Raw genomic sequence first — 21,352 nt, forward strand, 5'->3', positions numbered from 1 at the left:
ATGGATGATGAAAAAAAAGAGTTATTAAAAATCAAGAAAAATCTCTTTGTCTCTGCTTGTCCTGGTGCGGGGAAGACTAAGTTTCTTTTAGGTATGCTTGACGATAATATTATGTGTGATACAGGATATAAATGGCACATAGTCCTTACTCATACTAATGCTGCCGCAGATGAAATAAATTTAAGATTAGATAACCAAAATATTCTAAATGATAGAGTTTGGTGTGGAACAATACATTCATTTTTACTCGAATGGGTTGTAAGAAAATATGCAGGGGCGATGGCTAGAACAAAAGATGGGGTAAGGTTAATATCCGAGCGTGAACATCGTGACTTAATTCGTAAGATTGAGAAGGAAAAATTCGCCACTACAAGATTAAAGTTTAAATGGGATGAATATGGTGCTCCTCATGTTGAGCCATTTTGTTTATTGAATGAACCTGATAAAATAGTTGATGCTCAAAAAAACGAAGCAATAGTATGTGAGGAATATGAAAAAAACAAGTTGGATGCAAATCTCATAGATTTTAACGACATATTAACTCTTAGTCGGGAGTTTTTGACTCAAAATGAGATGGTGGCAGAGTATTTATCGAAGCTTATAGGTTATATTTACTTGGATGAGTCTCAGGATACTAGTTATATTCAGTTGGAAGTTCTTTCTTTTATTACAAGATATAATAAAACAATTATTCTTGTTGTGGGTGATAATGATCAAGCTATATATCAAGATCTTGGTGTGTCTATAAAGGATGAAGTTAGTATAAAGAATATACTCAGACTAGATGATTTGGAAGTAAGACAACTCACGGGGTGTTATAGATCTACAAAATCATTAGTGGATTATTATAAGAAATATTCTTATTCAAAATCTAATATAGAATCTATCCGTGAGGATTTAGGTAAATCGCCAATCATTAGACATACGCTGCAAACTGAGTTGGCCGATAGGGTGATGAATCTTATTGGTGCATATAATAAGTCTAAAGGCAGTGTTGAGGGTTTGGCTATAATAGGCCCGAATAGATATTATTTAAATGATCTTATCGATAGTATTTACGAAAGATCAAATGAGTTTGTGTTTGATTTTTATTCAACCAATCCTTTATATACATTGAAAGATACTATTTATAATGATCTTGTTCGCCTTGTGTTGCTTGAAGTCTCAGTTAAGAACTACAGAGCCAGGCATGCGTTATGCAGTGCTATAAAGGATAAACTTCCTGAACTTGATAGTTTATCTTGTAGTGAATTGAAAAAAACAGTAAAGCAATTCAATACAAAGCGAACTGTTTTTATCCTTTGGTTAAAGGATTTTTATGACTTCATTTCATCTGTTTTACCTCGCTCTCCAAAAATAAATTCTGATTATTTGATCTGTCAGTCCAATCTTTCTACTTTTCCAGTAAAGTCTGATATTATTTCAATAAGGAAAATAATAAATAAAGAAGCTAACGTCGTGAAAGTGACAACAATACATGGCTGTAAGGGTGAGGAATACGATTATGTAATATCTCTTGGATATCATGATCAAGTTGTCCCCCATTCTTCGGCGGTTGAAAAAGGTGTTGAATATTCAGAAAGCATCGCGAAACGATTAATGTTCGTTGCATTTTCGCGAGCTAAAAATCACATGAATATATATATCGATGACCGGAGAATTGTTAGCCCTTATTTTATGGCTGATACTTGATTTGAAGAGAAACAGTGTTCTGCTGTTTTTTTTAATATGTACCACAGCGCGCAATGCTCTCCCCGCCACGCCTGCCCGCTTAAGGGGTCTCTTTTAATGCAGGTGCATGAGCGACCTCAGGGCGCGCCAGTGCTTGGGCTGGCGGGGGATTGAGTATCGGTAAAACGCATGCAAAACCATGCACTTTCCAGTCAGGCTTAGTTCATCAACCAGTGACGCAAGTTTCGGTAAATCCAGAGCATTCAGCGTGGTATCAGGGAGAGTCGGTGAGGCTTTGCTCTCTATAAATAATTCACGCAGGGCTTCCAGACCGACCAGATTAAATGGCTTCAGATATAGCTGCGAACGAGGAAGAGTAGCTAGATTATCAGGGATACTTACAATGACTTTAAACTTTGTGCAATATTGATTTTTCCATTCTCACAATCTCCCTCCAACTGAACACCTTTCCAGACCCACAATTTTGGTAGGTATAATCTTGTTTATTTTGGGAAATTTGGGAAAATACCCCCACACCAACGATGGTACTGAATTAAATCATTTGGTTTTCAAAATGGAGTCCCTGGGTTATGGATATAATAAAAAACACGCTGATAACAGCGATGTGCTTCGGAATGGTTGGCTGTGCCGGCATGAAGGTACCTGATTATGCCGAGATAAAAACAAGCCCGTACTACTCAGAATGCCGCGAGTTCGCTGCCGATGTGCACAAGAACAATGGTTACAGCAAACTGGCCAACACGGTGATCCTGACAATGGACGACCGCAAAGGCCAGGCCATTGTTTCCGGATGCGTAGTGACGATGGGCAAAAATAGTGTTGAGGAAGCAAAGTCAGATCTGAACAAGAAGGCTGCGACATATGGGATGATCAGCGGTGCTTGTTACAACGCCTCATGTCGTGTTGATACCGAGCAGCAGTTGAAAGCCTACACGCTGGGAAGCTATTACGCGGCATACAAGAAGTTCCCAGATCAAATGAATCCTGAGTTTTAAGGATGAAACGATGAAAAGCATGATCAAAGCTCTCACTCTGACCGCTACTATGCTCACACTGTCCGGTTGCGCTTTCCCAGATAAGGATGGAGATTACGGCGCTTACGTCTATAACTGCCAGCAGTATGCTTACGGCAAATCCTACGCATTTGAACACAGAGATTTTGCATATAAAGTTTGCAAAGATGCAGCCAAACTTTGGGGAGATGAAGTCACAGCCTATGTCATCAGGCAAATCAAACTTCACCCGGAGATTCCTGCTGATGAAATCAAATATGCAGCAATGGCCGGTTCATTGGGCAACAACTAAGAAGAACCAGTTAACGGAGGCATTGCGGCCTCCGTTTATGTTTATTGAAAAAACTGTTCAAGGTCATTTTCTGGTTTTTTCGCTTTTAACGCCCCAGCCTGAACGAACATTTTGCATAACTTGGTCGGAATAATATAACCACCATCTGTTGCGCCGTTGTTAATTGCCAAACCAGCATTAACATAACCTACCAAGAGTGGGTCATCATTAGTTCTAGAGCTAAACCCTCCTCTTAGGCAAAATTCAGCCAACTGTTAAATATCGAAGGCTGGTACTCTTTCAAGAGCATAAAGCAAGCGTCTCAAAGTGTTGAAATCAATATCATCCCTGGCAAAAGACTTGAGGAAAGACGCCACCAACTCTGGCTTTTTCTCACTTTCCATACGGTCAATTATTTCGATCAGACTGGCACCTGCTTTACCGGCAAACTTGTCGTCATCATTCAGACGGTCAGTCATTTCAATGCGCTCGGATTCAGTCATCTCCGACAAAGGGTTCAGAAAGTGAACTAATTTATCCGTGAAGATTTGGTCGCGGATATGGCCTGCCGTTTTATATACACCGACCAGCGTATTCACGAATGGGATGGATTCTAGAGCCTTAGATTCAAGCAAGGCATCAAGACCTAGTTCGACATATTCTTTCCCAAGCCCGACTACAGATTCGGATTTTATGGCGCTGATTAATGCGCGGCCGGGTTTCGTGTCCTTTGCCATTTGAGCCTCTTATTTGGGGACGGTAACCACCATTTTTGTATAGCGACAATAATACCAAACAGGAGATCTGTATAACCTCCATTTTTTGCCCCAACATGCAACACCCTGCGTTCCTCATGTGATCTTGCCCCGCTATTTCCAGACAGCTTTTGTCTCTAAGTTAGCGTTATCCGTTGGCTCCGGTATTCCCTCGGTGAGAGGTATCCTAGGACGCTGTGCGGATGGTTTTCATTGTAATACTTGAACGCTGCCGCCAGGTTTATCAACGCCGTTCTCACATTCGGTTTTGGCATGAAGGTGATGTAGTCACTTTTCATCGTTTTTACGAACCGTTCAGCCATCCCATTGCTCTGCGGACTGCTCACTGCTGGTGCACGGCTCCAGATTCAGTTCCCTCGCGAACCCGCGGGTTTCATGCGCTACATAAGCAGAACCGTTGTCCGTCAGCCACTAGATTGCTCTTTCCGGTAACTGATTACCGAACCGCTTTTCCACTGCACCCAGCATCACATCCTGTACCGTGCTGCTGTCATAGCCACCTGTACTCGCTGCCCAGTCTATGGCTTCTCTGTCGCAGCAGTCCAGTGCGAACGTGACCCGCATCTTTTCGCCATCATCACAGCCGAACTCTAAGCCATCTGAACACCAGCGAAGATCGCTTTCTGCCACCGCGATTTTACCGTTATCCAGTGTCACTTTACCCTGACTGAACTCCACGTGGCAGGAGGTGGCGTTCAGCGAAGGAGAGTGACAGGTTGAGGTGCTTTGCTCATCTGATTGTGTAGGGTCAGATATCACCTCAACAGGCAGTAGTACCGATGATGAAGTGGGTGCGATCGTTGCAGGGAGACGGCGTGATATGCGGCCTTCTTTCTGCCAGAGGCGTAGCCATTTAAAGACCAGATTATGGGCAACTCCGGTCTCGCGGGCTATTTGAGCCACGTTGGCTCAGGGTTGGGATGCCAGCCCGACAACATGCAGTTTAAAGTCGTTAGAGTAGATGTTGCGGGCTTAGGTACGCCAGTCGGTCATATTTTCCATCATTAGAGCTCCTTCTAAATTAGACGGAGCTCTAAGCTAACGATCCCGGAACCAGAATCACAGGCGGCAGTGGCTTGACGCTTACCTTCTGTTTTGCGTTTACAGGAGAAGAAATCGATGAAACTGCCGCTAAACGCCCTGATCTGGTGTGTATTTATGGTGTGCTTGACACTGTTGATATTCACATATCTGACGCGAAGCTCGCTGTGCGAGCTGCGGGTGAATGATGGAAGCAGGGACGCCTCTGTGTTACTGGCTTACGAACCTGGTGTGCGACAAGAAGTCGTGAAGTTATCAATATAGAATTTCATGGCGTAAGCCATATCCATCATTGTCCCAACCAATCTGGAAGAGGGACGCGTTATTCAGCTAACGGTATGCGGGGAAACTCGCACGTACCGTTCTTAGGGGGCGGAGCTATAGTAATATCGCTCTGCTACCCGACAAGTAGCACCTGGAGGCGGGGGAAATCCCGCCTCCAGGCTGGTGTGGCCAGTCATGCCGAAAGCGGCTTTTAAGAGGGCTGCCAGTATTTTACTGGCATATCTTTTCTATACTTGCTGCACGTAGCCCAACCCCAAAAGCGATACGGTAAATTCAGACTATTTCAACTCCAGCACTTGATGATTATCCGTTCGATTTTCCGCCAGTTCGTCCAGGTTTGCAGCCGTGACCAGGCTTATCTGGTGTGGCGCAGTGGCTTTGGCAAATACCCGATGTCCTTTCTGATTCACCCCTAGGCGTAAGCGCAGGCGTTTTACTTCGCTATCAACGGAGGACAGCGTGCCCTGTTGCGCCAGCGGCGACTGTGTATACAGCAACTCAAAAATCCCTTCCCGCTGGGGTCCCAGTTCAAACCACTCTTCATAGCGGCTATTCATGGCTAAGCCTACCAGGAGCGATCCGGCGCGGGCGCGGCCCACGTTAAACGCGAATCCGGCTTCGCCCATGCTCTGCTGGCGCGTATGGTTGATAACTTTGGTTACGCCGCCAGGCCGCAAATCCAGTAGCCCGAGCGCCACCCCGGTTTTGGCGGTCGGCTGATAGGGGGCGTCAGGATTGCTGCTGAGCGGCGCATGAATATGTAGCGCAGGGGTATCGTTGCCAAAACGCTCGGCCATTCTGGTAAATATCAATGCATCCTGACGATCGTCGGCCAGTCCCCACAGCTTGGAGATCCACAGTGATCGGCTGGAATTGCCTGCCAGCAGAATATGCATCTCCTCAGGCAAAGGAGTAAATGCCTGTCCGAGCGCGGCGATAAATTTATCAATGCCCAGCGCGATGCGTTGCTCAAGATACTCTGCCAGCTCGCCATACGGGATCACGAAATCGCAGCTGACTTTTTCTCCCGCCCGGTTGAACAGGTCCACCGTGCAGGTTTTATCTTCAATATCCGGCTCTGCTGTACTGGGCGTTTCCCAGAACGGACGTAACTCGCTGATCAGCAACATGGTATTGCTGTAGGCAGCCTGGGTTTTCTCGAGATATATTTCCGAACCCGGGAATGGGTCGGCATCCAGCGGCTGGGTAAAGGCGATTTGGTATTTCTGACACAGATCGAGGTTATTACGAAACACTCGATAGGCCATATTTTCCAGCAGATTTTCTCCGCCTAAAAATTTGTCGCCCGCGGGGGCGAAATGCTCAAATACCCGCTCGAAGCCTTCATCGTCCTCTTCTTCTGAGGGGTGACGGTAGTAGCCGAAATCAAAATCGGTGGTGCCGCCGCCAAAATCAAATACCGCGTAGGCTGCACCCTGTTCACCGGGTTGGATAGCTAGGGCATCCAGCGCGCACACCGCATAGGCTGCAGGCTCGCTGGCTAACTCTTCGACGCTAAAGGCGTTAAGCAATTCAGGCTGAGCCACCAGCGTTGGCGGCAGGCTGCGCTGCAAGCCGCGTTTAAAGCTGGCGAGAATTTTTTCTTTAACCTCGCGCGGATACTCCACCGGGAAAGTCATGAAATATTCCAGCGAGATCCCCCGACCGCGCCAGTTAATGGTCATTCCTAAAAACCAGGCGTACAGCTCAATGGGATCGAAGGGATAATCACCAGTGACGTCCAGCCACTCTCCGCGCGTCGGATTACTTTGGGTGAGCGGTGCGAGGGTGTGTTCGCACTGCTGTTGGTCGGTAAATACCACCTGATGATCGCTGGACTGGCGCAGCGCCCACTGTTTCAGCCGGGTCAAAATGCTGCTGACGGTGTAGATATCGCTCTGATTATCGCGCAGTTTCGCCTGCGCCTCGTGAGAACAGTGCACCATTTCCCAGCGCACTCCGGGGCGGTAGGCCTCTTCGGTCCATTCGCTTAACAACGCCTGCAAATTGATAATCTCTAACACCGTTGGGTTTTCAAAATGGTGCGGTTCAATGCGCTCATAGAAATCACGCACGCCGATGCGCATTAATTCTTTGCGGCCGTTTTCGGTTTCATAAGCCACCACGGTGCTGCTGGTGCCAAAATCGATGGCGACGCAGCCGGGGCGGATATCTCGCGCCGGGTCGCGCGGACGAATGTTAAGAGCTTCAAGGGTATGCGCGTCCTGCCCCCACATTTCCCATATCCCTTTATTGATATCTGTAAAGGTGAGGGGATCGATTTTCGGCAGACGGTTAACTTGGTAATCCAGCTCCACCAGTGTGGTATAAAGATGATCTTCCCAGCCATCCAGCCAGTTACGGCCAGGCTCGCTAAGGGAGCTCAACCTGATCGGCAGATTGATCAGAATATCAGCTAAAACCTGTTTCGTGACTGAGGCGCAGGGAATGGAGAGAGACTCACGCCCCGTGTTGGCGGAAGGGTTAGTATTATCAAGATCGATACAACCTTCCACAACGTTAAAGGCGTATTTATCCTGCAGGCGATTATTAGCTCCCTGACGCAATGGGTTTTTGTGGTTTTTGGCAAACAGCAGCATTTCGAGGCGGGTCGGCACACGCCAGCCTTCGAGCCCCAGCCAGCGCAGCCCGTTGCAGTATGCCTGGTTATCCTCGACCCGCCCCGGCGGGTAGTAGCGATTATCATGTGTCCAGAGTAGTAGCCCATCGGCCTTCGCCTGCACCAGCCATTTTGTCTGCTCGCTATCAACGAGTATACCAAAGGTCTCTTTGCTTTTTAGCTCAGCCCAGAAGGTGTCAACCAGCCCGAGCCAGGCGCGTTCCTGCAGTTTTTCCAGCATCTTCATTCTCTTCGTATCCGTCTTTTTCTGATTACTATAACTGTACCAGTGGTTTACGAACCCGCTTGCCTGCGCTATTAATCAGCCCTGGCTGCCAAAGCGCGATGATGGTATCACCCTGGCCGACGCCGTTATGGATTTCATAGTTATAAGCGCTGGCGGTAGCCACGGTTTCGAGTTCCGCCAGCCGGTCAATCCACAGTCGGTTATGCAGCGAAAGTGCGTATTCCACCAGGCGTAGCTCAGCTTCATTAAGCGGTGCCTCGCGGGTTTTCACCCGTTCTGCGAGCACGTCCCATAGACGCTCGATGCGATCCCAGTGGCTGGCGATAACTAACACCTGCTGGAACTGCTCGGCCTCGTCGTCGGGAAGAGAGCGGCGCAGCCATTTCTCCTGAAGTTCGGGATCGTTTTTCACCATCGCGATGATGCTCCGTAGCGGTTGCAGGGCGTCAGATATCGGCTCTGGCGCGGGCTCCCTTAGCAGTGGCACAGCGGGCAGGGGATCTGACGATGGCTCGCTTAACTGCCGCCATGCTTGCTGCAGTTGCTGTTGCACTTCGTCACCGATAAGCCTGGCGAGCCAGGCGCAAAAGTCAGGATCGGCGCGTAAATCTTCAAAGGGCGATGTCATTGGGCGTCAGCTCTCTTACTCTTCCAGTAACGGTTCCATTTCCGGGCGCACTGTCAAATAACCCACCTCAACAAATTTGCGCACCATGGCTTTGATTTGTTGCTGGTGACGAAACTGGCTTTGTTGAAAGCTGCGCTTTTTAATCGCTAGCGCGCTTCTGTTAGGTTCCGGCCAAGGACTTGAGATGTCGGGCAAGGTCAGGATGCCTAGCAGCATCGCCATATCGTTCGGGCTGACTTTTTGCCAGAAGTGCGCGAAAAACAGCGGCATAAACTGGGCGATAGCGGCGTCATCGAGATCGTCAGTGCGCAGCAGATTAGCTTCATAGAGGGCGCGCTCTTTATTCCAGTTGGACTGCTGTTGCTGAAGGCTCTGCTGGCAAGTATTTAACGTATTTTGCAGCGCCAGGTTTTCCTGCTGCTCCTGCTGGAGCTGCTGCATCAGGGCTTCCTGAGTTCGTGAAGCAGACTCAAGCTGGTGGGATTTCACCGGCGCTTCATGATTAACCAACTGTTTCCACAGCAGCGGTAGAAGGTGACGGCAAATCAGTTCCGGCGTTTTGCTCAACGGATCGCAGGCTGCAGCACTGGCCAGCCATGGGGCGAGCGGCAACACCATAACCGGGATGTTGGCTAGCGCATCAAGCAACTGCGGTAGCCACGGCTGGTATGCCGCCTGATAGAGCACCACAATCTGTTCCGGCGGGAACCATTCCAGACGTCCAGTCAGTTCACTCAGCGCTTCCACCAACTGGTCCGGCTGGGCACACTCAAGGCTCTCTTCGCCTTTCAGCGGATAAACTTCCCAGCCTGCCTGGGCGTGGTAAAAACAGCTAAAGCGCTGCTGGTCGAGAAAAATAGCGTAATGGCTCATCATTCATGTCCGGAGTTATTCTGCATCAGCGCGCTGGGCGCGCAGGCTTGCGATGATCTCTTCCCGGGACAGGCCATCCGGCATATCGGCTTCGGCAGAGGCCAACCAAGCTTCCACACGCTCGCTGTCATACAGATCCAACTCGTCGTCGAGATAATCGCGGATTAGGGTAAAGTCGTTGGTTTTGCCCATCAGGTTAAGAACGCGCTCGGCGGTAAAAAACTCCGGCTTTTGCGCCACCAGCATTAGCAGGCTAATCGCCGAATCCATGCTGAAGGATTTGTATTCGGTCAGGCCCTGGGCAATCACCCCAGCGCTGGCGGCGATTTTCTGTTCTTTGCTCCATTTGCCTTCCAGACCAGGTTTCACCTCAAAATTTTTAATTGCCTGAGAATATTCATCAAACGTCGCGAAGGTGTCTGGTGTAATCCCTATCTCTGCGGCGGCCAGCACTTTTTCACCATGTTTTTCCGGTGACTGATCCGGGCGAAGAATATCCAGCGCGATCCCGAGGACCTGCACCACGGCGCTTATCGCACGCACGATTTCAGGTGTGGTCGCAATTTTCAGCACCGTGCTGGCGACGCTCGCCACAAAGCTGCCGATGCTCGACAGCGCCGAACCGATTGAAGTCAAAAATCCCATAGCAACCCCTTGTTATTTAAAAGATTATTTTTTTGTTATATCGTTAACCCGAGCGGCTAACACGGTGAAATCAAGCGATTCTGGCTCGATATCGATAAATTTCAATAGCTCAGCCAGCCGACGCGGCATCTTTTCGCGTACGGCATCCGGGGGGAGATCGGTGTTATCCTCCGTCCAGGCCACCATCGCCTGGATTACATCGGGCTCGCAGGCGTTAAGCGTTTTGAGTTGCCCAACGATGCGTAACAGCTGAACGTTCAGCGACGCACCCGGCTGCAGTTGCCGTGCCAGCGTCATCAGCCGCAACAGGTTGCCGATCTGCTGGCTATAAGCGATAAACGCCTGCGGATCGTGAAAGTGGGTTTGCGCCGCGAGCTGCGGGAACAGCCGGGCGCGTTGCGGCCACCATTGTTGAATACCCCGGTCGGCGATGGTGCGTTCATCGATCGGCTGACCGGTGGTATTGGCGTTGGGTTTGATTTGAGTGAGTACCGCACCGTGCCAGCCGCCGCCGTAAATCACCGCCTGGCCGGTCTGGAGCGATGGCAGGAAGTTTTTTTGTTCATCGCTTAACGACATGGTATCGCCAATAACGTCGCGATCGTCAGCGGAAAACAGCCGATGAACGATTTTGGTATTGGTATTTTTGATGACGTCCGGGATCAGTTTGTTGGGGATTTGATCGGCGATGATCAGCCCTTCGCCATATTTACGAACTTCGGCCAACAGGTTGCAGAACATCTCCACGCCGAGTTTTTTACTGCCACCTTCGCCCGGCTCCGGCTTCGCCAGCAGGCGGTGCGCTTCTTCAATCAGCGTAAGATGGCGGTATCCCGGCTCCCGCAGGTAGCGCTGTTTAATAGTTTCGGCGAGGCGGGTGACAATCAGCGCCATCAGCAGGGATTTGTCGTTCTCATCCTTAATTTCATCAAGTTCGAAAACCACTTTCTTATCCAGCAGCGCATCGAAGTCAATAGAGTGGCGGGCGTTGAGCATGCGGCTTTTGGTGCCCTTTGTCAGATCGGTCAGCCGCGCCACCAGCGAGCCGCGGTATTTTTCCTCAAACTCTTTACCCATGCCTTTGGATTCAATAACTGAATCCAGTTCGCGGATCATATCGCTGAAATTGGGCCATGCACCGCTGTTCAGGGCGAACGGCTCCTCAATCAGCAGGTTTTGGTTGCTGAAGATATCCCAGCCTTTGCGCTCATAGGCCTGGATAATCGCCTCCGCCACGATCATCGGCATCGCCGCCTCCATGGGGAATACCGCATTGAGAGCATTTTTAAGGATATCGATGTGTCCGGTGAGCGTCTCTTTCGACGACACAAGTTCAAACGGGTTGAGGCGAAACGGTGTGATGTCTTCCCGGCCCAGGCAGTAATACTCCACGTCGGGGTTCTTCTGGTGCAGTTCGCGGTACTCGGTCTTGGCGGGTTCAATCACCAGAAACGGCAGCCCCGACTCCAAGAGGAGTTTCATGCAGCTGGTGGTCTTACCGGAACCGGTTACTCCGGTAATGAAAATGTGTTTGTTCAGCTCGAACTTATCGAGCGTCAGCGGCTTAAACGCCAGGGGCTGACCATGCTGGATCACTTGGCCGAGCGTCAGCTGTTGTGGCTCTGGAAGGTCAGGGGGATTAAGCGCGAAATCGACGCACTTGCGGATTTTCAGCCCGGCCAGCTCTTTATCCGGCAGGCCCATCAGCAGGGAAATTTCCTGGCTGTTCAACCAAGTCGAGCACTGGGCGCGCCCATGGCTGGCACTGACCAGTGAGTAAATAGCTTCGCTGTAGGGATGCTTTGCGCCGGTCGCCGCATCGGCCAACTGTAGTAGTTGCCCTAGCTGCGCCACGTCGTGCTGCAAACGGTGCACGCGCAACGGCGTCAGGGTGGGGTTATTGCCCTGGAAAATCGACCGCACGCTGGCGCTCAGCCGTTCATATACTGCGTTAGTTTTGGCAGCCAGAAACAGCGAGGTTTTAAACATTCCCTTGCTGTTGCCCTGGCGAAAGCGTGAAATTTGCGTCTCGCCTAAATGCTTAAGCAGCTCTTCATAGCCTTTGTTGATCTCTTCGCGGGTTACCGCTTGGCCGTCGCCGGAGGTGGTGGCGTCGCTGGTGCCTTCATTGCTGCCGACGCTTTCCGAATCGCTGGTTCCCGTGGCATGGGATTTGTTAGTCGACGAGGTGGTGGTAGTGCCGCTGCTTGTGCCCTGACTATGATTGGCGCCTTTATTATCGTAGCTGGAGCTGGTGCCTTTGCTGGAGCCGCGGTTTTCATTAACGCCGACGCTTTTGGCCCGGCTGTCGCCCTCGCCGTTTGTGAGGGTAATACTGGTTCCGCCGGTTTTGGTGAAGTTCTGACCGGTACTGCGGGTATGTTGCTCACTCTGATTTTGCGAGATCTGCACCGAATATTTCATTTGCGAGGAGAGCTGAGTAGACAGATCGTAAATTTGCTCAATGATCTGCTCTACCTCTTCTGCGCTGCCCGGTTTGCAGGCGATAACCATCCGCCAGCTTTCCCCTGCCAGGCCGTTAACCAGCCGCTCGACGCCCTGAAACTCTTCATCCCCCAGCCGTGTTTCTTCTTCATTCAGCGAGGGGACGCCTGTCACCACGCCGAGCCGCTTCATCGATAACAGCGAGGTTATTGGAGCCATGTCCTGAGGTTTAACCGCCACCAGCTTCGCACCGAGTAAATTACTGCTGAAGGCCCGCTCGAGTTTAATACCGATATCGTGGATCACTACGTTATCGTTGCTCGCCACACCGATATAAAAATGAATACCTTGGCCGTCGCTAAGCAGCATATACAGGAGCGTTGCGCGCGAATCGCTCATATTGGCGATTACATTGCTCATCGCCAGCCGATGAACAGCAGCCTTTTCATCGGTCATCTCTTCAATGCGGTAAAAACGGTATTCGGTGAGGCGCTCATCCTCCAGTATAGACTCGGGAGCGAGATGAAAATGGATACGGTTCCAGTGGCCTACGTTTAAATCGCTTAGGCGAAAACGCGCCTGTAACTCCGTAATGGTGGTGTGCTTGTCAGTCATACGTAACGGGTCCATCCCAAATGAGACAACAGCGCCTGTGTGTTTAACTCGTTGTCATTGCAGGCATTCACTATCTTGGCGTTAATCCCAAAAAAAATCTAGTTACCGATTCCAGGGAGTGAGCGTCGGTAGCATTATTAACGTCGGCCCGCGACAGAAAAACTCCAGTAAAATCGTACAAAAAAGGGAACTCGCCCGCAAACCGCGCGGTATCAATGTTCAGCGTTCCAACGCATGTCACACTGGTCGCAATTCTCTGTTTGGGATTGAAATATGCAACGTGTAGCCCTGTCACTTGACGATGATCTATTGGCTTAAGTGGATGTATTAATCCAGATCCGGGGCTATCAGAACCGCTCCGAAGCGGTGCGAGTTTGGTACGCGCTGGGTTGCAGGATGCCGCCACCAGCGCCAGCGGGCCGTGTATCGCGCGCTGTTTTATATTTACGATCATGAAGCCCGCGAATTGTCGCGTCGGTTAGCGATCATCGAAAGATGGCATGTACGCAGGGTACGCTTAAGCGCCTGCGGAGCAGTTTGAGTATTTTGCATAGAAAAATCGTCTGATGGTGGGGCGCTGAAAACCGAAATGGGTTGTCAGCGCATACCCTGAATCACTTAAAAGTGTAAATCTCAGGGTGTGGATGACTATATCTGGCACAAAGCAGTCGATACAGCCTCTTACGCATCAGTTACATAAATCCAGTCGCAACATTTCGAACATACCTTGTCCCGATGCCAGCAGGTATCGCACCAGCAGCATCGCCATTGCCGTATCGTCGTGCTAGAAGGTCGAAGGCGCGTTTCTGGGGGTGGTATGGTTTTTGAGTAGAGGTATTGCAGAGTACCAGCCAGACAGGTTGCCTGTAACGCTAGATAGTTTGTTGCTACTCAAACAGCATTATGGTGTTTCTGTTGCGGCAATTATCATGCGCTTACGTGCTTTGAATTTGATTTCTGATGAAGACTGACCTGCCCCAGTTGATTAACACAACACTGAGTTGGTGATGTCTTGAATCGACCTGACTTAAGCGGCTGATGAGTTCGCATTCACTCCTCGCTTATAACCATGGGTTTGATGTAATGGTGCCCTGCGATCGGGCACATCATGAGGTATACTTCCTACTAATACAGATTAGCTTTGCCGATTAAAGTGAAGTGGGCAGCTCAGTTCTTTTTCCCTGCCAGCATGTCAATCATCATGAGATAAACCCTGTCGCATTTAATACCTGGATTCTGTACAGCAAAATTCCATCCTTCGTCTATTGCGGCTGCAACTTCGGTTGTGGAGGCGATGGGCCAGTCAATTATTGCGTCATAGACTCTACTGATTGCCTTGTCCTTATCAATACCAGTCCGCTGTTGTTGACACGTTCTGACCATGACTTCTGCTGCCTGTGCAGGCTGGCTTTTGGGATATGCAGCGATAGCATGAGCAGAGGTTATTATGGTGAGCAAAGCAGTCATTATCCATTTATTCATTGTATTTTCCCTCAGCGTACCTGAATACCCTGCACCGGACTGTTTTCCCATGTCATGGGGCGGTCCTCTGGGATAGTCGGAGCGTTGTGATTACTCTCTTTACTAAAAACAGGCTTTGCGCTTTCCGGCAAATTATCCGGGGAAATAATAATGGCCTTAATCCCTAAGCGATCACCCAGCGTGGTATTGAGCTGGTCGCACAATGTTTTTATCTGAAACCGTATTCCGCTCTGGTTAATGCTATAGCTTTTTGATTGCTGGTCCAGAATGAACTGGTCATGAAGTGAGTGGTAATAGTTGATGTTATCCTGCGTTAAAGCCGTTACGTTCCCTAAATTATCCTGATAGCGGTTTGCCTGTATGACCTTATCAAGGCTGTTCAATACCTCATCACCAATGTAGCCAAATTTATGGCAGCTATTCAGGTTTGCGTAGGCATCATAGAGTACCTGCAATGTCTCCATCGGTAATGTTTTTGCACTGGCGCATCCGGAAATGGCCAGCAGCAGAACAACTGCGGATTTCTTCATTTTGTATTATCTCCTTTCATCAGTTCCTGATGTATCGATCGGGCCAGATGAACTCTGGTGTGGTTTCCAGCGCATCTGCAATAATCTTTTCTGCACGTGGGTAGTGACGCTCAAAGGCATTGCTGAGTGTGCGTGAAGCCAGCCCATGCTGGCGGGAAAGCGCAGACAGTGAGAGCCCCCGTTTGTGCAGGGCCGCCACAATATCCGCCCGGTGCCAGTTTCCGACACTTCCCTTGGTTCGCTTTTTTTGCGAAGCTGTTGAGTTACTCAATGTATTAACTCCAGGTTGTAAGTACCTGAATCATTAAAAGCGAATAAAGGGAAGTTATCAAGTTCCTTTTGTGGGTTATTTGCACTCATTTAACTAACGCTTTGATAAGAGGTGAAATTTTTATGAGTACTGAGAACGTGACGGTAACAGATGGTGATGAATTTTCTGACGGCGGTGAATGGCTGACGGCAGAAGGTTTTGTGGGGATGGAAGGAATGCCGGGGACAGCAAAAGGGGCGCGTCTGCGACTGGAAAAGCTGACGGCACTGCACCCTGAAATTCGTCGCAAGCGAACGCGAGGGAAGGGCTTTCTGTACCATATCAGTGCAGCCGGGATGTCACTGCAAAGTGAAAGGGATGCCGCTGGCTCCTCAACAGACGAGCAGCTCAATCTGTGGATACAGCTGTTTCGTACCATGAAACCGGCCTCCAGGGAAAAGCTCCTGCAACTGGCGCTGGCGCAGGTGGCGGCTGACCTTGGAGCAGCGTCAAAGCTCGACTGAGTGGCAAATTGCTATGGCTGGGCTTCTTTCAGTTCTGATGGGTGGGAATGAGAGTTATTTGCAATAACTCATTGATTTTGCTATAATTAATACAGTGGTGACCATCATGCGCCAGCCACTACCACACCATCATCCAGGCTGACTTTCAGCCATCAACTCCTCCCCGGAACGTTAAAATGAAACTTCCCCGAGACGTGCAGGCGTCCCGCCAGGGTCAGCACGACTATTTGTGCGGTTTATACAGCCTGATTAACACCATGAGCTATCTCTACGATGGCAGAGTACAGAGAGAAAAATTGATGTATCGTCTACTCGATAACTACCGGCGACGATGGGACTTATTTGACCTTCTGACCCTTGGCCTCGATGAAGAACAGCTGGACCATCTCATCAACAGCATTCTTCTCACAGGTCACTACTCCCGGCATTACCCCCTGCATTTTCATACCCCGTTTCGTTCACGCTCTCTGCGTACCCGACAGATTTTCCAGCATATAAGCGACTGGCTGGCTGAACCTGAGAATCATGCGCAGCGAGTGGTGATTCTGGGCACCACCTGGCACTGGTCAGTGGTGATTCGGACCGACGCGACCCGGCTGTTTCTGTTTGACAGTCTGGGGATTCGCAGCCAGAGAAAAGAGACTTTTTCAGTACAACCAGAACTGAAGCGTCATACGCTGTTGCCCGATGCCATCTACTTTGTTGAACGTGAATTCTGACCTGCAAGGTAAGGAGTACACCATGACGTTTATTGCCAGTGACCGTAGCGGTCACTATCAGACGCAGGAGCCTGTTTCCCGCGAAGAGATTATCCGTTTTGCCCACACGCTGCTGGCCCGCCAGTTTCGCAATCGCCGTAAAATCACTTCATCTGAAGATGTTCGCCAGTGGCTGGTTATGAAGCTGGCACTGGAAACTCGTGAAACCTTTGGTGTGATAATGCTTTCGCAGCAACACCATATTCTTGGCTATCAGACACTGTTCACCGGGACGTTAAGCCAGACCATGGTTTACCCACGCGAAATCGTCAGTCTGGCGCTGATTCATAATGCAGCCGCAGTGATACTGGTGCACAACCATCCCAGTGGCGAGCCGGAGCCGAGCCAGGCTGATAAATTCATTACACAGAAAATTACGGACGCGCTGGCACTGCTGGATATCCGCGTTACAGACCACCTGATCGTCGGTGGCGACAGCGTGTATTCCTTTGCCGAGCACGGACTGCTCTGAGTTAGCTGGTTTAATACACATTATCCACGTTAAGACACATCCGCTTTACCCTTTCATCAATTTCAAACTGTAAACAATGAGGTTTTGCTCATGAACATCAATGCCGTTATTCAACCGGCAGGTTTTTTGCTGCCTGTCAGTCTGCATCTGTTCGAACTGCTGATGACGGAGGCGGGTGACATTCCCGCCCATAAACACCATATCCCCGCCGTGACACTCAACTTTCGTGACCCGGACTACAGTGCGGAGCGGGGCGGTTATCACCCGGTCGAAATCCGGCTGGTGCATCAGGAGGATGAATGGTGCCTGGACTACGCGACTGACTTTGGCTATGTCGGCACGGTGTACCCGGAGCTGGAGAAAATCATCGATATCAGCTGGTCACAGGGCTATGTCTGGCACTGTCGCACGGGGGATTTGCCAAAGATGGATGCATGGGAGCTCTATTCCATATGGGAGCGCAGCTTCCTGAGCTATCACGCCGGCGGTGTTTACACCACCCGCGTGTTGTGGGAAAGCTGAATCACCACTATGCACTGCCGGTAGCGATGCACCGGCAGTGCATCACTTGAGAATACACTGAATGACGAATCCAACTAATTTGACTGACCCTGCGCTCACGCCACAGTGGGGACTTCCGCTCAACGTGACACCGCGCTTCGGGGCGCGCCTGGTGCAGGAGGGCGGTCGTCTGCATTTTCTGGCCGACCGGGCCGGGTTCACCGGTACGTTCAGTGAGAGTGACGCGCGCCATCTGGACCAGGCTTTCCCGCTGCTACTGAAGCAGATGGAGGGCATGCTGCTGTCCGGTGAGCTGGATCCGCGCAGGGCGAACGGCGTGATGCTGCAGGCAAAAGGGCTGACCTGCGAGGCTGACACGCTCGGCTCCTGTGGTTATGCGTATATCGCCATTTATCCGACTCCAGCGGTAAAAGCCTGAGCCATACAGAACTATCCACGTTAACCCCTTCTTTTTTGACTTACGAGATAACCAATATGAAAAAATCACCCGATTCGCCGACGCGGGCGGCGCAGTGCTGCCCGTCACCCGTCATGGTCTGGCGTACCCTGCTGACGCATCTGCTCAGTCAGCACTATGGAGTGACTCTCAACGACACAACGTTTGGCGATGGCTGCGTTATTCAGGAGCACATTGATGCCGGGGTTTCGCTGGCAGACGCCCTGAACGCCGTAGTTGAAAAGTATGACCTGGTGCGCACCGACCAGAAGAGCTTCATTTTTACCCCTCGGTCCTCTCTTATCACATCCACTGATGTCATGCGTGCACGAAAGGCCGCGGGGCTTATGAAGCGTGGCTGTTACCAGTCGGTAAAAAGCACTACTCAGGAGGCTTTCCCACCATGTGGCAATGCGCCTGCGGACATGACCACGCAGAGGAGTCCGGAGAGCCTAACATTGCCGTTGAGTACCTTTAACCGCAGTGAAGCGGAGGCTGTTGTTGCGGCTTACTGCAACGTTAGCGTTGAAGATGACCAGCTTACTCACTTCCGGCTGGTGATACGCGATGCTGGCGGCCTGCTTATCTGGCGGGCATGGAATTTTGAGGCGGATGCGGGGCAGGGACTGAATGCGTATCTGCTGAGCCATGGCGTGAAATCACGCTGACTTCATTCCCCGGCACCGTACTGGCGCCGGGGACAGTCCCTTTTTCAGGGAGATGATAATGACCACAAAAACGACTCAGAACACTCCACGAGATGGCTCTACCAGTGCAGTGAAAAACGTAGCCATAAACCCCGCCCAATTGTGGCTGGATGGACTGACAGCTGCGGGGCGTAAGGGGATGCAGAGCCAGCTCAGGCGCTGCGCCGATATTCTTCGACCGAGTGCCACACCTGACAGTTATCCCTGGCATACGCTGGATTATGCCAGTGTGATGCGGGTGCGAGCCTGCCTGCTGGATGCGGAATATGCCGTTGCCACGGTGAATATGGCGTTGTCGGCGCTGAAGTCCGTCGGCAGGGGCGTGCACTGGACAGTAGCGAAATCCGGGCGATGCTGGACGCAGCGACTGGATATGCGGTATTGCGCAGCCAGCGTGACCGCGCCATTCTGCTGCTTTTGTGCGGCGCTGGTCTACGGGCCGGTGAGCTGGTTGCGTTGAACGTTGAGGACGTCGATGTGACCACTGGCATTGTTTGGGTCAGGCAAGGGAAGGGCCGCAAAAGCCGGGAAATTCATCTTGCAAGGAAAGTCTGTACACAACTCAAACGCTGGTTGAAAGTCAGGGGAGGCCATGACGGTCCGTTGTTCAGTCGCATCAGCCGTGCTGACCGTTCAGGGCATCAAAGGCTCACGACAACCGGCCTGACGGGGTTACTGAGACAACTGTGCGAACTGGCGGCCGTGGAGTATTTTACCCCGCATGATTTGCGTAGAACCTTTATCACACAACTTCTGGAGCAGGGTATCGATATCAACATTGTACGCCAGCTGGCAGGCCATGCTGACATATCTACGACCACCCGCTACGACTGCCGTGGTGAGGTGGTGGTACAACAAGCCTCCAGAGGGTTTAGTTGCTGGTAGCTGTTTGGGGGATATGCTTCTCACTCTGCTGGCTAAAACCATCAAACGGGGCCAGAACCTATTTTTATGGCCCAAATATATGCAGACAGTTCGTTTTGACGTAAGGGGGCCGGGAAGCACGGGTGATTCACCACCCCGGTGAATGCCCCCTTGAACATGAGGCTGTATCGGATCAAATATTCGTTTATATACCCCTGCGAGTATTCACAGGGGGTTACCGGAGGCTATTTAGCTAAAGTAGCGATTTCTGTTGGTTGCTACCCATAATGGCGGGTTGCCTAGCAGACCCAGTTTTGCTTTGCAATCGGGCCAGAATGACCAGACTTCACCCTTGTTCAAGAGTTCATATTCATATTGTTTGAATACCTTCTCCTGGTGTTTCGGCATTTTCCTGGCACCAATGCGTTTCAGAAAGTCATGCTTATTTCTTGCCAGAGTATGTCCCTTTTTATAGCTAAAACGGTTATCAGTCCCATGAAGCATGTTATCCAGGCCTTTATGGTAGATTTGTAAGCTTTCAAAAGGGTAAACTAATTTATCAAGATCGGCCAGACGAATGGCTCTGTTGGCCTGTTTTGAATGAGGTGTATTTTTGGGGCGAATTCTGGCCTCAATACGCAGGAAATCAGCATATTCATCCACCCTGAGAATATTTTTTCCCAAAGTTTCTACCTTTTCAATGGAAGATTCTACCCCAAATAAATCAGTTTTCTCATAAATTGACATCTGGAGGTGGGAGTACACCGTTCCCAGAGTCAGTCCCCGTGAGTCACCTTCCAGATTCATATTCCCTGTATAGCAGCGTTTCAGTCCAAAAAAATAATCCTCAAGCGTACAGTTATAAACATCCAGAGCCACATCCAGACGGGTGACCCATGCACGTTTAAAGATCGTGAAAATAAGATCTGCCAGTCCACTTTCAGCCAGCCACAGAATAAGCTTATTCATTCCATTTTCAGTGAGATGCTGTGGCCGGAATTCAAAGCGAATATTACCCACGTTATCCCTGTATGGTTTATAGTCAATTCTTACCAACATAGTACTGCCAGAGGATATTTTCACCCCTTTCTGATAATGGTTTTTACCATTCTTTTTATGGTATACAGGCTCGACAGAATAGGGCTCAGTCATACCCATGATATTCTTTACCCAGTCTCTAATTGTATTTTTCTCACGTTTACTGTCCACCATGGATACAATGGTGATCCCATCAACACGCATTCTCAGCGGGTGCCCATCTTTACTATGACCAACTTTTAATGACTTCTTCCCATTATCTATATTCTTCATACTCATGATCGTTCTCCCATAACCATTCATCCATGTGAGTGGCTATATCAGTAATCCAATTACATGGTTCTGAGTGGGCGCATACGTGACTTATAGACGGTTCAAAAACACGCCCATAAGCCACTAACCCTCGACCTCTAGCGTCCTGCTGGCATTCTTGAAGCTATCCACGCCTCAACGTCGTATTGCAACCACGCCACAGCACGTCCTCCCGTGAGCGACACCTGTCGTGGAAAGGTACCTGCGGCAATCATCCGGTAGAGCGTTGCCCGGCTCACGGCGCAGCGCGCCAGTACGGTCTGTATCCTGATTAACCTGATTTCGTTCATCGAAGTGCTCCTTCGC

The 21,352-nt window shown here is 50.2% G+C and carries 24 protein-coding genes and 4 pseudogenes; 14 read left to right on the plus strand and 14 right to left on the minus strand.

The window, feature by feature from the left end; translation table 11 throughout:
- Positions 1-1,692 (plus strand): UvrD-helicase domain-containing protein, encoded by a 1,692-nt coding sequence (locus LVQ79_RS06785; RefSeq protein WP_232864367.1) that lies wholly within the window; start codon positions 1-3, stop codon positions 1,690-1,692.
- 171 nt (positions 1,693-1,863) lie between these two features.
- On the opposite strand, the pseudogene LVQ79_RS06790 reads toward LVQ79_RS06785, so the two are convergent.
- Positions 1,864-2,067 (minus strand): annotated as a pseudogene (locus tag LVQ79_RS06790) (arsenical pump-driving ATPase); the annotation flags it as partial.
- Between the two features lie 200 nt (positions 2,068-2,267).
- Here LVQ79_RS06790 and LVQ79_RS06795 point away from each other — a divergent pair.
- Both LVQ79_RS06795 and LVQ79_RS06800 read left to right on the plus strand, forming a co-directional pair.
- The gene (locus LVQ79_RS06795) at positions 2,268-2,687 is read left to right on the plus strand and encodes a hypothetical protein (RefSeq protein ID WP_370639840.1); all 420 of its coding nucleotides are present in this window, start codon (positions 2,268-2,270) and stop codon (positions 2,685-2,687) included.
- 10 nt (positions 2,688-2,697) lie between these two features.
- Complete coding sequence (locus LVQ79_RS06800; RefSeq protein WP_232864369.1) at positions 2,698-2,997, plus strand: hypothetical protein; 300 nt, start codon at positions 2,698-2,700, stop codon at positions 2,995-2,997.
- Between the two features lie 254 nt (positions 2,998-3,251).
- Here LVQ79_RS06800 and LVQ79_RS06805 read toward each other — a convergent pair whose 3' ends face one another.
- From LVQ79_RS06805 to LVQ79_RS22550, 3 genes and pseudogenes are all read right to left on the minus strand, one after another.
- Positions 3,252-3,713 (minus strand): hypothetical protein, encoded by a 462-nt coding sequence (locus LVQ79_RS06805; RefSeq protein ID WP_232864370.1) that lies wholly within the window; start codon positions 3,711-3,713, stop codon positions 3,252-3,254.
- Positions 3,714-3,868: 155 nt separating this feature from the next.
- Positions 3,869-4,394: pseudogene (locus tag LVQ79_RS06810) on the minus strand (integrase core domain-containing protein); the annotation flags it as partial.
- Positions 4,395-4,715, minus strand: a pseudogene (locus tag LVQ79_RS22550) (transposase); the annotation flags it as partial. It abuts the pseudogene before it with no gap.
- A 156-nt stretch (positions 4,716-4,871) separates the two neighbouring features.
- Between LVQ79_RS22550 and LVQ79_RS06820 the strand changes: the two are divergent.
- Positions 4,872-5,057: a type I toxin-antitoxin system Hok family toxin gene (locus LVQ79_RS06820; RefSeq protein WP_370639835.1), complete on the plus strand. Its 186-nt coding sequence runs from the start codon at positions 4,872-4,874 to the stop codon at positions 5,055-5,057.
- A gap of 299 nt (positions 5,058-5,356) precedes the next feature.
- Here LVQ79_RS06820 and LVQ79_RS06825 read toward each other — a convergent pair whose 3' ends face one another.
- Genes LVQ79_RS06825 through LVQ79_RS06845 form a run of 5 tightly spaced genes read right to left on the minus strand, consistent with a single transcriptional unit; the run spans position 5,357 to position 13,151 of the window.
- Entirely contained in the window at positions 5,357-7,939 is a 2,583-nt protein-coding gene (locus tag LVQ79_RS06825; protein ID WP_232864371.1) for an acetate and sugar kinases/Hsc70/actin family protein, read from the minus strand.
- 34 nt (positions 7,940-7,973) lie between these two features.
- Positions 7,974-8,573, minus strand: coding sequence for a hypothetical protein (locus tag LVQ79_RS06830; RefSeq protein ID WP_232864372.1), 600 nt, complete (start codon positions 8,571-8,573; stop codon positions 7,974-7,976).
- 15 nt (positions 8,574-8,588) lie between these two features.
- Positions 8,589-9,449 carry a hypothetical protein gene (locus tag LVQ79_RS06835; protein ID WP_232864373.1) on the minus strand — a complete coding sequence of 287 codons (861 nt, stop codon included), beginning with the start codon at positions 9,447-9,449 and terminating at the stop codon, positions 8,589-8,591.
- Positions 9,450-9,461: 12 nt separating this feature from the next.
- Positions 9,462-10,091: a hypothetical protein gene (locus LVQ79_RS06840; protein ID WP_232864374.1), complete on the minus strand. Its 630-nt coding sequence runs from the start codon at positions 10,089-10,091 to the stop codon at positions 9,462-9,464.
- Between the two features lie 24 nt (positions 10,092-10,115).
- The gene (locus LVQ79_RS06845; protein WP_232864375.1) at positions 10,116-13,151 is read right to left on the minus strand and encodes an ATP-binding protein; all 3,036 of its coding nucleotides are present in this window, start codon (positions 13,149-13,151) and stop codon (positions 10,116-10,118) included.
- A gap of 824 nt (positions 13,152-13,975) precedes the next feature.
- Here LVQ79_RS06845 and LVQ79_RS06850 point away from each other — a divergent pair.
- Entirely contained in the window at positions 13,976-14,122 is a 147-nt protein-coding gene (locus LVQ79_RS06850) for an ImmA/IrrE family metallo-endopeptidase (protein ID WP_232864376.1), read from the plus strand.
- A 196-nt stretch (positions 14,123-14,318) separates the two neighbouring features.
- Here the strand turns inward: LVQ79_RS06850 and LVQ79_RS06855 are convergent, their stop codons facing one another.
- Genes LVQ79_RS06855 through LVQ79_RS06865 form a run of 3 tightly spaced genes read right to left on the minus strand, consistent with a single transcriptional unit; the run spans position 14,319 to position 15,434 of the window.
- The gene (locus LVQ79_RS06855; protein WP_232864377.1) at positions 14,319-14,633 is read right to left on the minus strand and encodes a hypothetical protein; all 315 of its coding nucleotides are present in this window, start codon (positions 14,631-14,633) and stop codon (positions 14,319-14,321) included.
- 11 nt (positions 14,634-14,644) lie between these two features.
- A complete protein-coding gene (locus LVQ79_RS06860) occupies positions 14,645-15,163 on the minus strand; it encodes a hypothetical protein (RefSeq protein WP_232864378.1) in 519 nt (172 codons plus the stop codon).
- Between the two features lie 19 nt (positions 15,164-15,182).
- Positions 15,183-15,434, minus strand: coding sequence for a helix-turn-helix domain-containing protein (locus LVQ79_RS06865; RefSeq protein WP_064557955.1), 252 nt, complete (start codon positions 15,432-15,434; stop codon positions 15,183-15,185).
- 122 nt (positions 15,435-15,556) lie between these two features.
- On the opposite strand from LVQ79_RS06865, the gene LVQ79_RS06870 reads away from it, so the two are divergent.
- The 9 genes and pseudogenes from LVQ79_RS06870 to LVQ79_RS22560 all read left to right on the plus strand — a co-directional run bounded on the left by LVQ79_RS06870 (position 15,557) and on the right by LVQ79_RS22560 (position 19,717).
- Positions 15,557-15,937, plus strand: a complete 381-nt coding sequence (locus tag LVQ79_RS06870) for a hypothetical protein (protein WP_232864379.1) — start codon at positions 15,557-15,559, stop codon at positions 15,935-15,937.
- A gap of 176 nt (positions 15,938-16,113) precedes the next feature.
- A complete protein-coding gene (locus LVQ79_RS06875) occupies positions 16,114-16,656 on the plus strand; it encodes a hypothetical protein (RefSeq protein ID WP_232864380.1) in 543 nt (180 codons plus the stop codon).
- Between the two features lie 22 nt (positions 16,657-16,678).
- A complete protein-coding gene (locus LVQ79_RS06880; protein ID WP_232864381.1) occupies positions 16,679-17,167 on the plus strand; it encodes a JAB domain-containing protein in 489 nt (162 codons plus the stop codon).
- 90 nt (positions 17,168-17,257) lie between these two features.
- Positions 17,258-17,689 (plus strand): DUF2787 family protein, encoded by a 432-nt coding sequence (locus LVQ79_RS06885; protein ID WP_232864382.1) that lies wholly within the window; start codon positions 17,258-17,260, stop codon positions 17,687-17,689.
- A 61-nt stretch (positions 17,690-17,750) separates the two neighbouring features.
- Positions 17,751-18,107 carry a type IV toxin-antitoxin system YeeU family antitoxin gene (locus tag LVQ79_RS06890; protein WP_232864383.1) on the plus strand — a complete coding sequence of 119 codons (357 nt, stop codon included), beginning with the start codon at positions 17,751-17,753 and terminating at the stop codon, positions 18,105-18,107.
- Positions 18,108-18,163: 56 nt separating this feature from the next.
- Positions 18,164-18,526 (plus strand): annotated as a pseudogene (locus tag LVQ79_RS06895) (TA system toxin CbtA family protein); the annotation flags it as partial.
- A 24-nt stretch (positions 18,527-18,550) separates the two neighbouring features.
- Positions 18,551-18,793: a DUF905 family protein gene (locus LVQ79_RS06900; RefSeq protein ID WP_232864513.1), complete on the plus strand. Its 243-nt coding sequence runs from the start codon at positions 18,551-18,553 to the stop codon at positions 18,791-18,793.
- Positions 18,794-18,851: 58 nt separating this feature from the next.
- The gene (locus tag LVQ79_RS22555; RefSeq protein WP_370639836.1) at positions 18,852-19,292 is read left to right on the plus strand and encodes a hypothetical protein; all 441 of its coding nucleotides are present in this window, start codon (positions 18,852-18,854) and stop codon (positions 19,290-19,292) included.
- Positions 19,214-19,717 (plus strand): tyrosine-type recombinase/integrase, encoded by a 504-nt coding sequence (locus tag LVQ79_RS22560; RefSeq protein WP_370639837.1) that lies wholly within the window; start codon positions 19,214-19,216, stop codon positions 19,715-19,717. Before LVQ79_RS22555 ends, LVQ79_RS22560 begins: the two co-directional genes overlap by 79 nt.
- Positions 19,718-19,945: 228 nt before the next feature.
- Here the strand turns inward: LVQ79_RS22560 and LVQ79_RS06910 are convergent, their stop codons facing one another.
- Both LVQ79_RS06910 and LVQ79_RS06915 read right to left on the minus strand, forming a co-directional pair.
- Positions 19,946-21,013 (minus strand): hypothetical protein, encoded by a 1,068-nt coding sequence (locus LVQ79_RS06910; RefSeq protein ID WP_232864384.1) that lies wholly within the window; start codon positions 21,011-21,013, stop codon positions 19,946-19,948.
- A gap of 131 nt (positions 21,014-21,144) precedes the next feature.
- Entirely contained in the window at positions 21,145-21,336 is a 192-nt protein-coding gene (locus LVQ79_RS06915) for a helix-turn-helix transcriptional regulator (RefSeq protein ID WP_232864385.1), read from the minus strand.
- Positions 21,337-21,352: the final 16 nt, after the last annotated feature.

The sequence above is a fragment of the Buttiauxella cochleicola genome, assembly GCF_021282405.1.
GTDB classification, from domain to species: Bacteria; Pseudomonadota; Gammaproteobacteria; order Enterobacterales; family Enterobacteriaceae; genus Buttiauxella; species Buttiauxella massiliensis.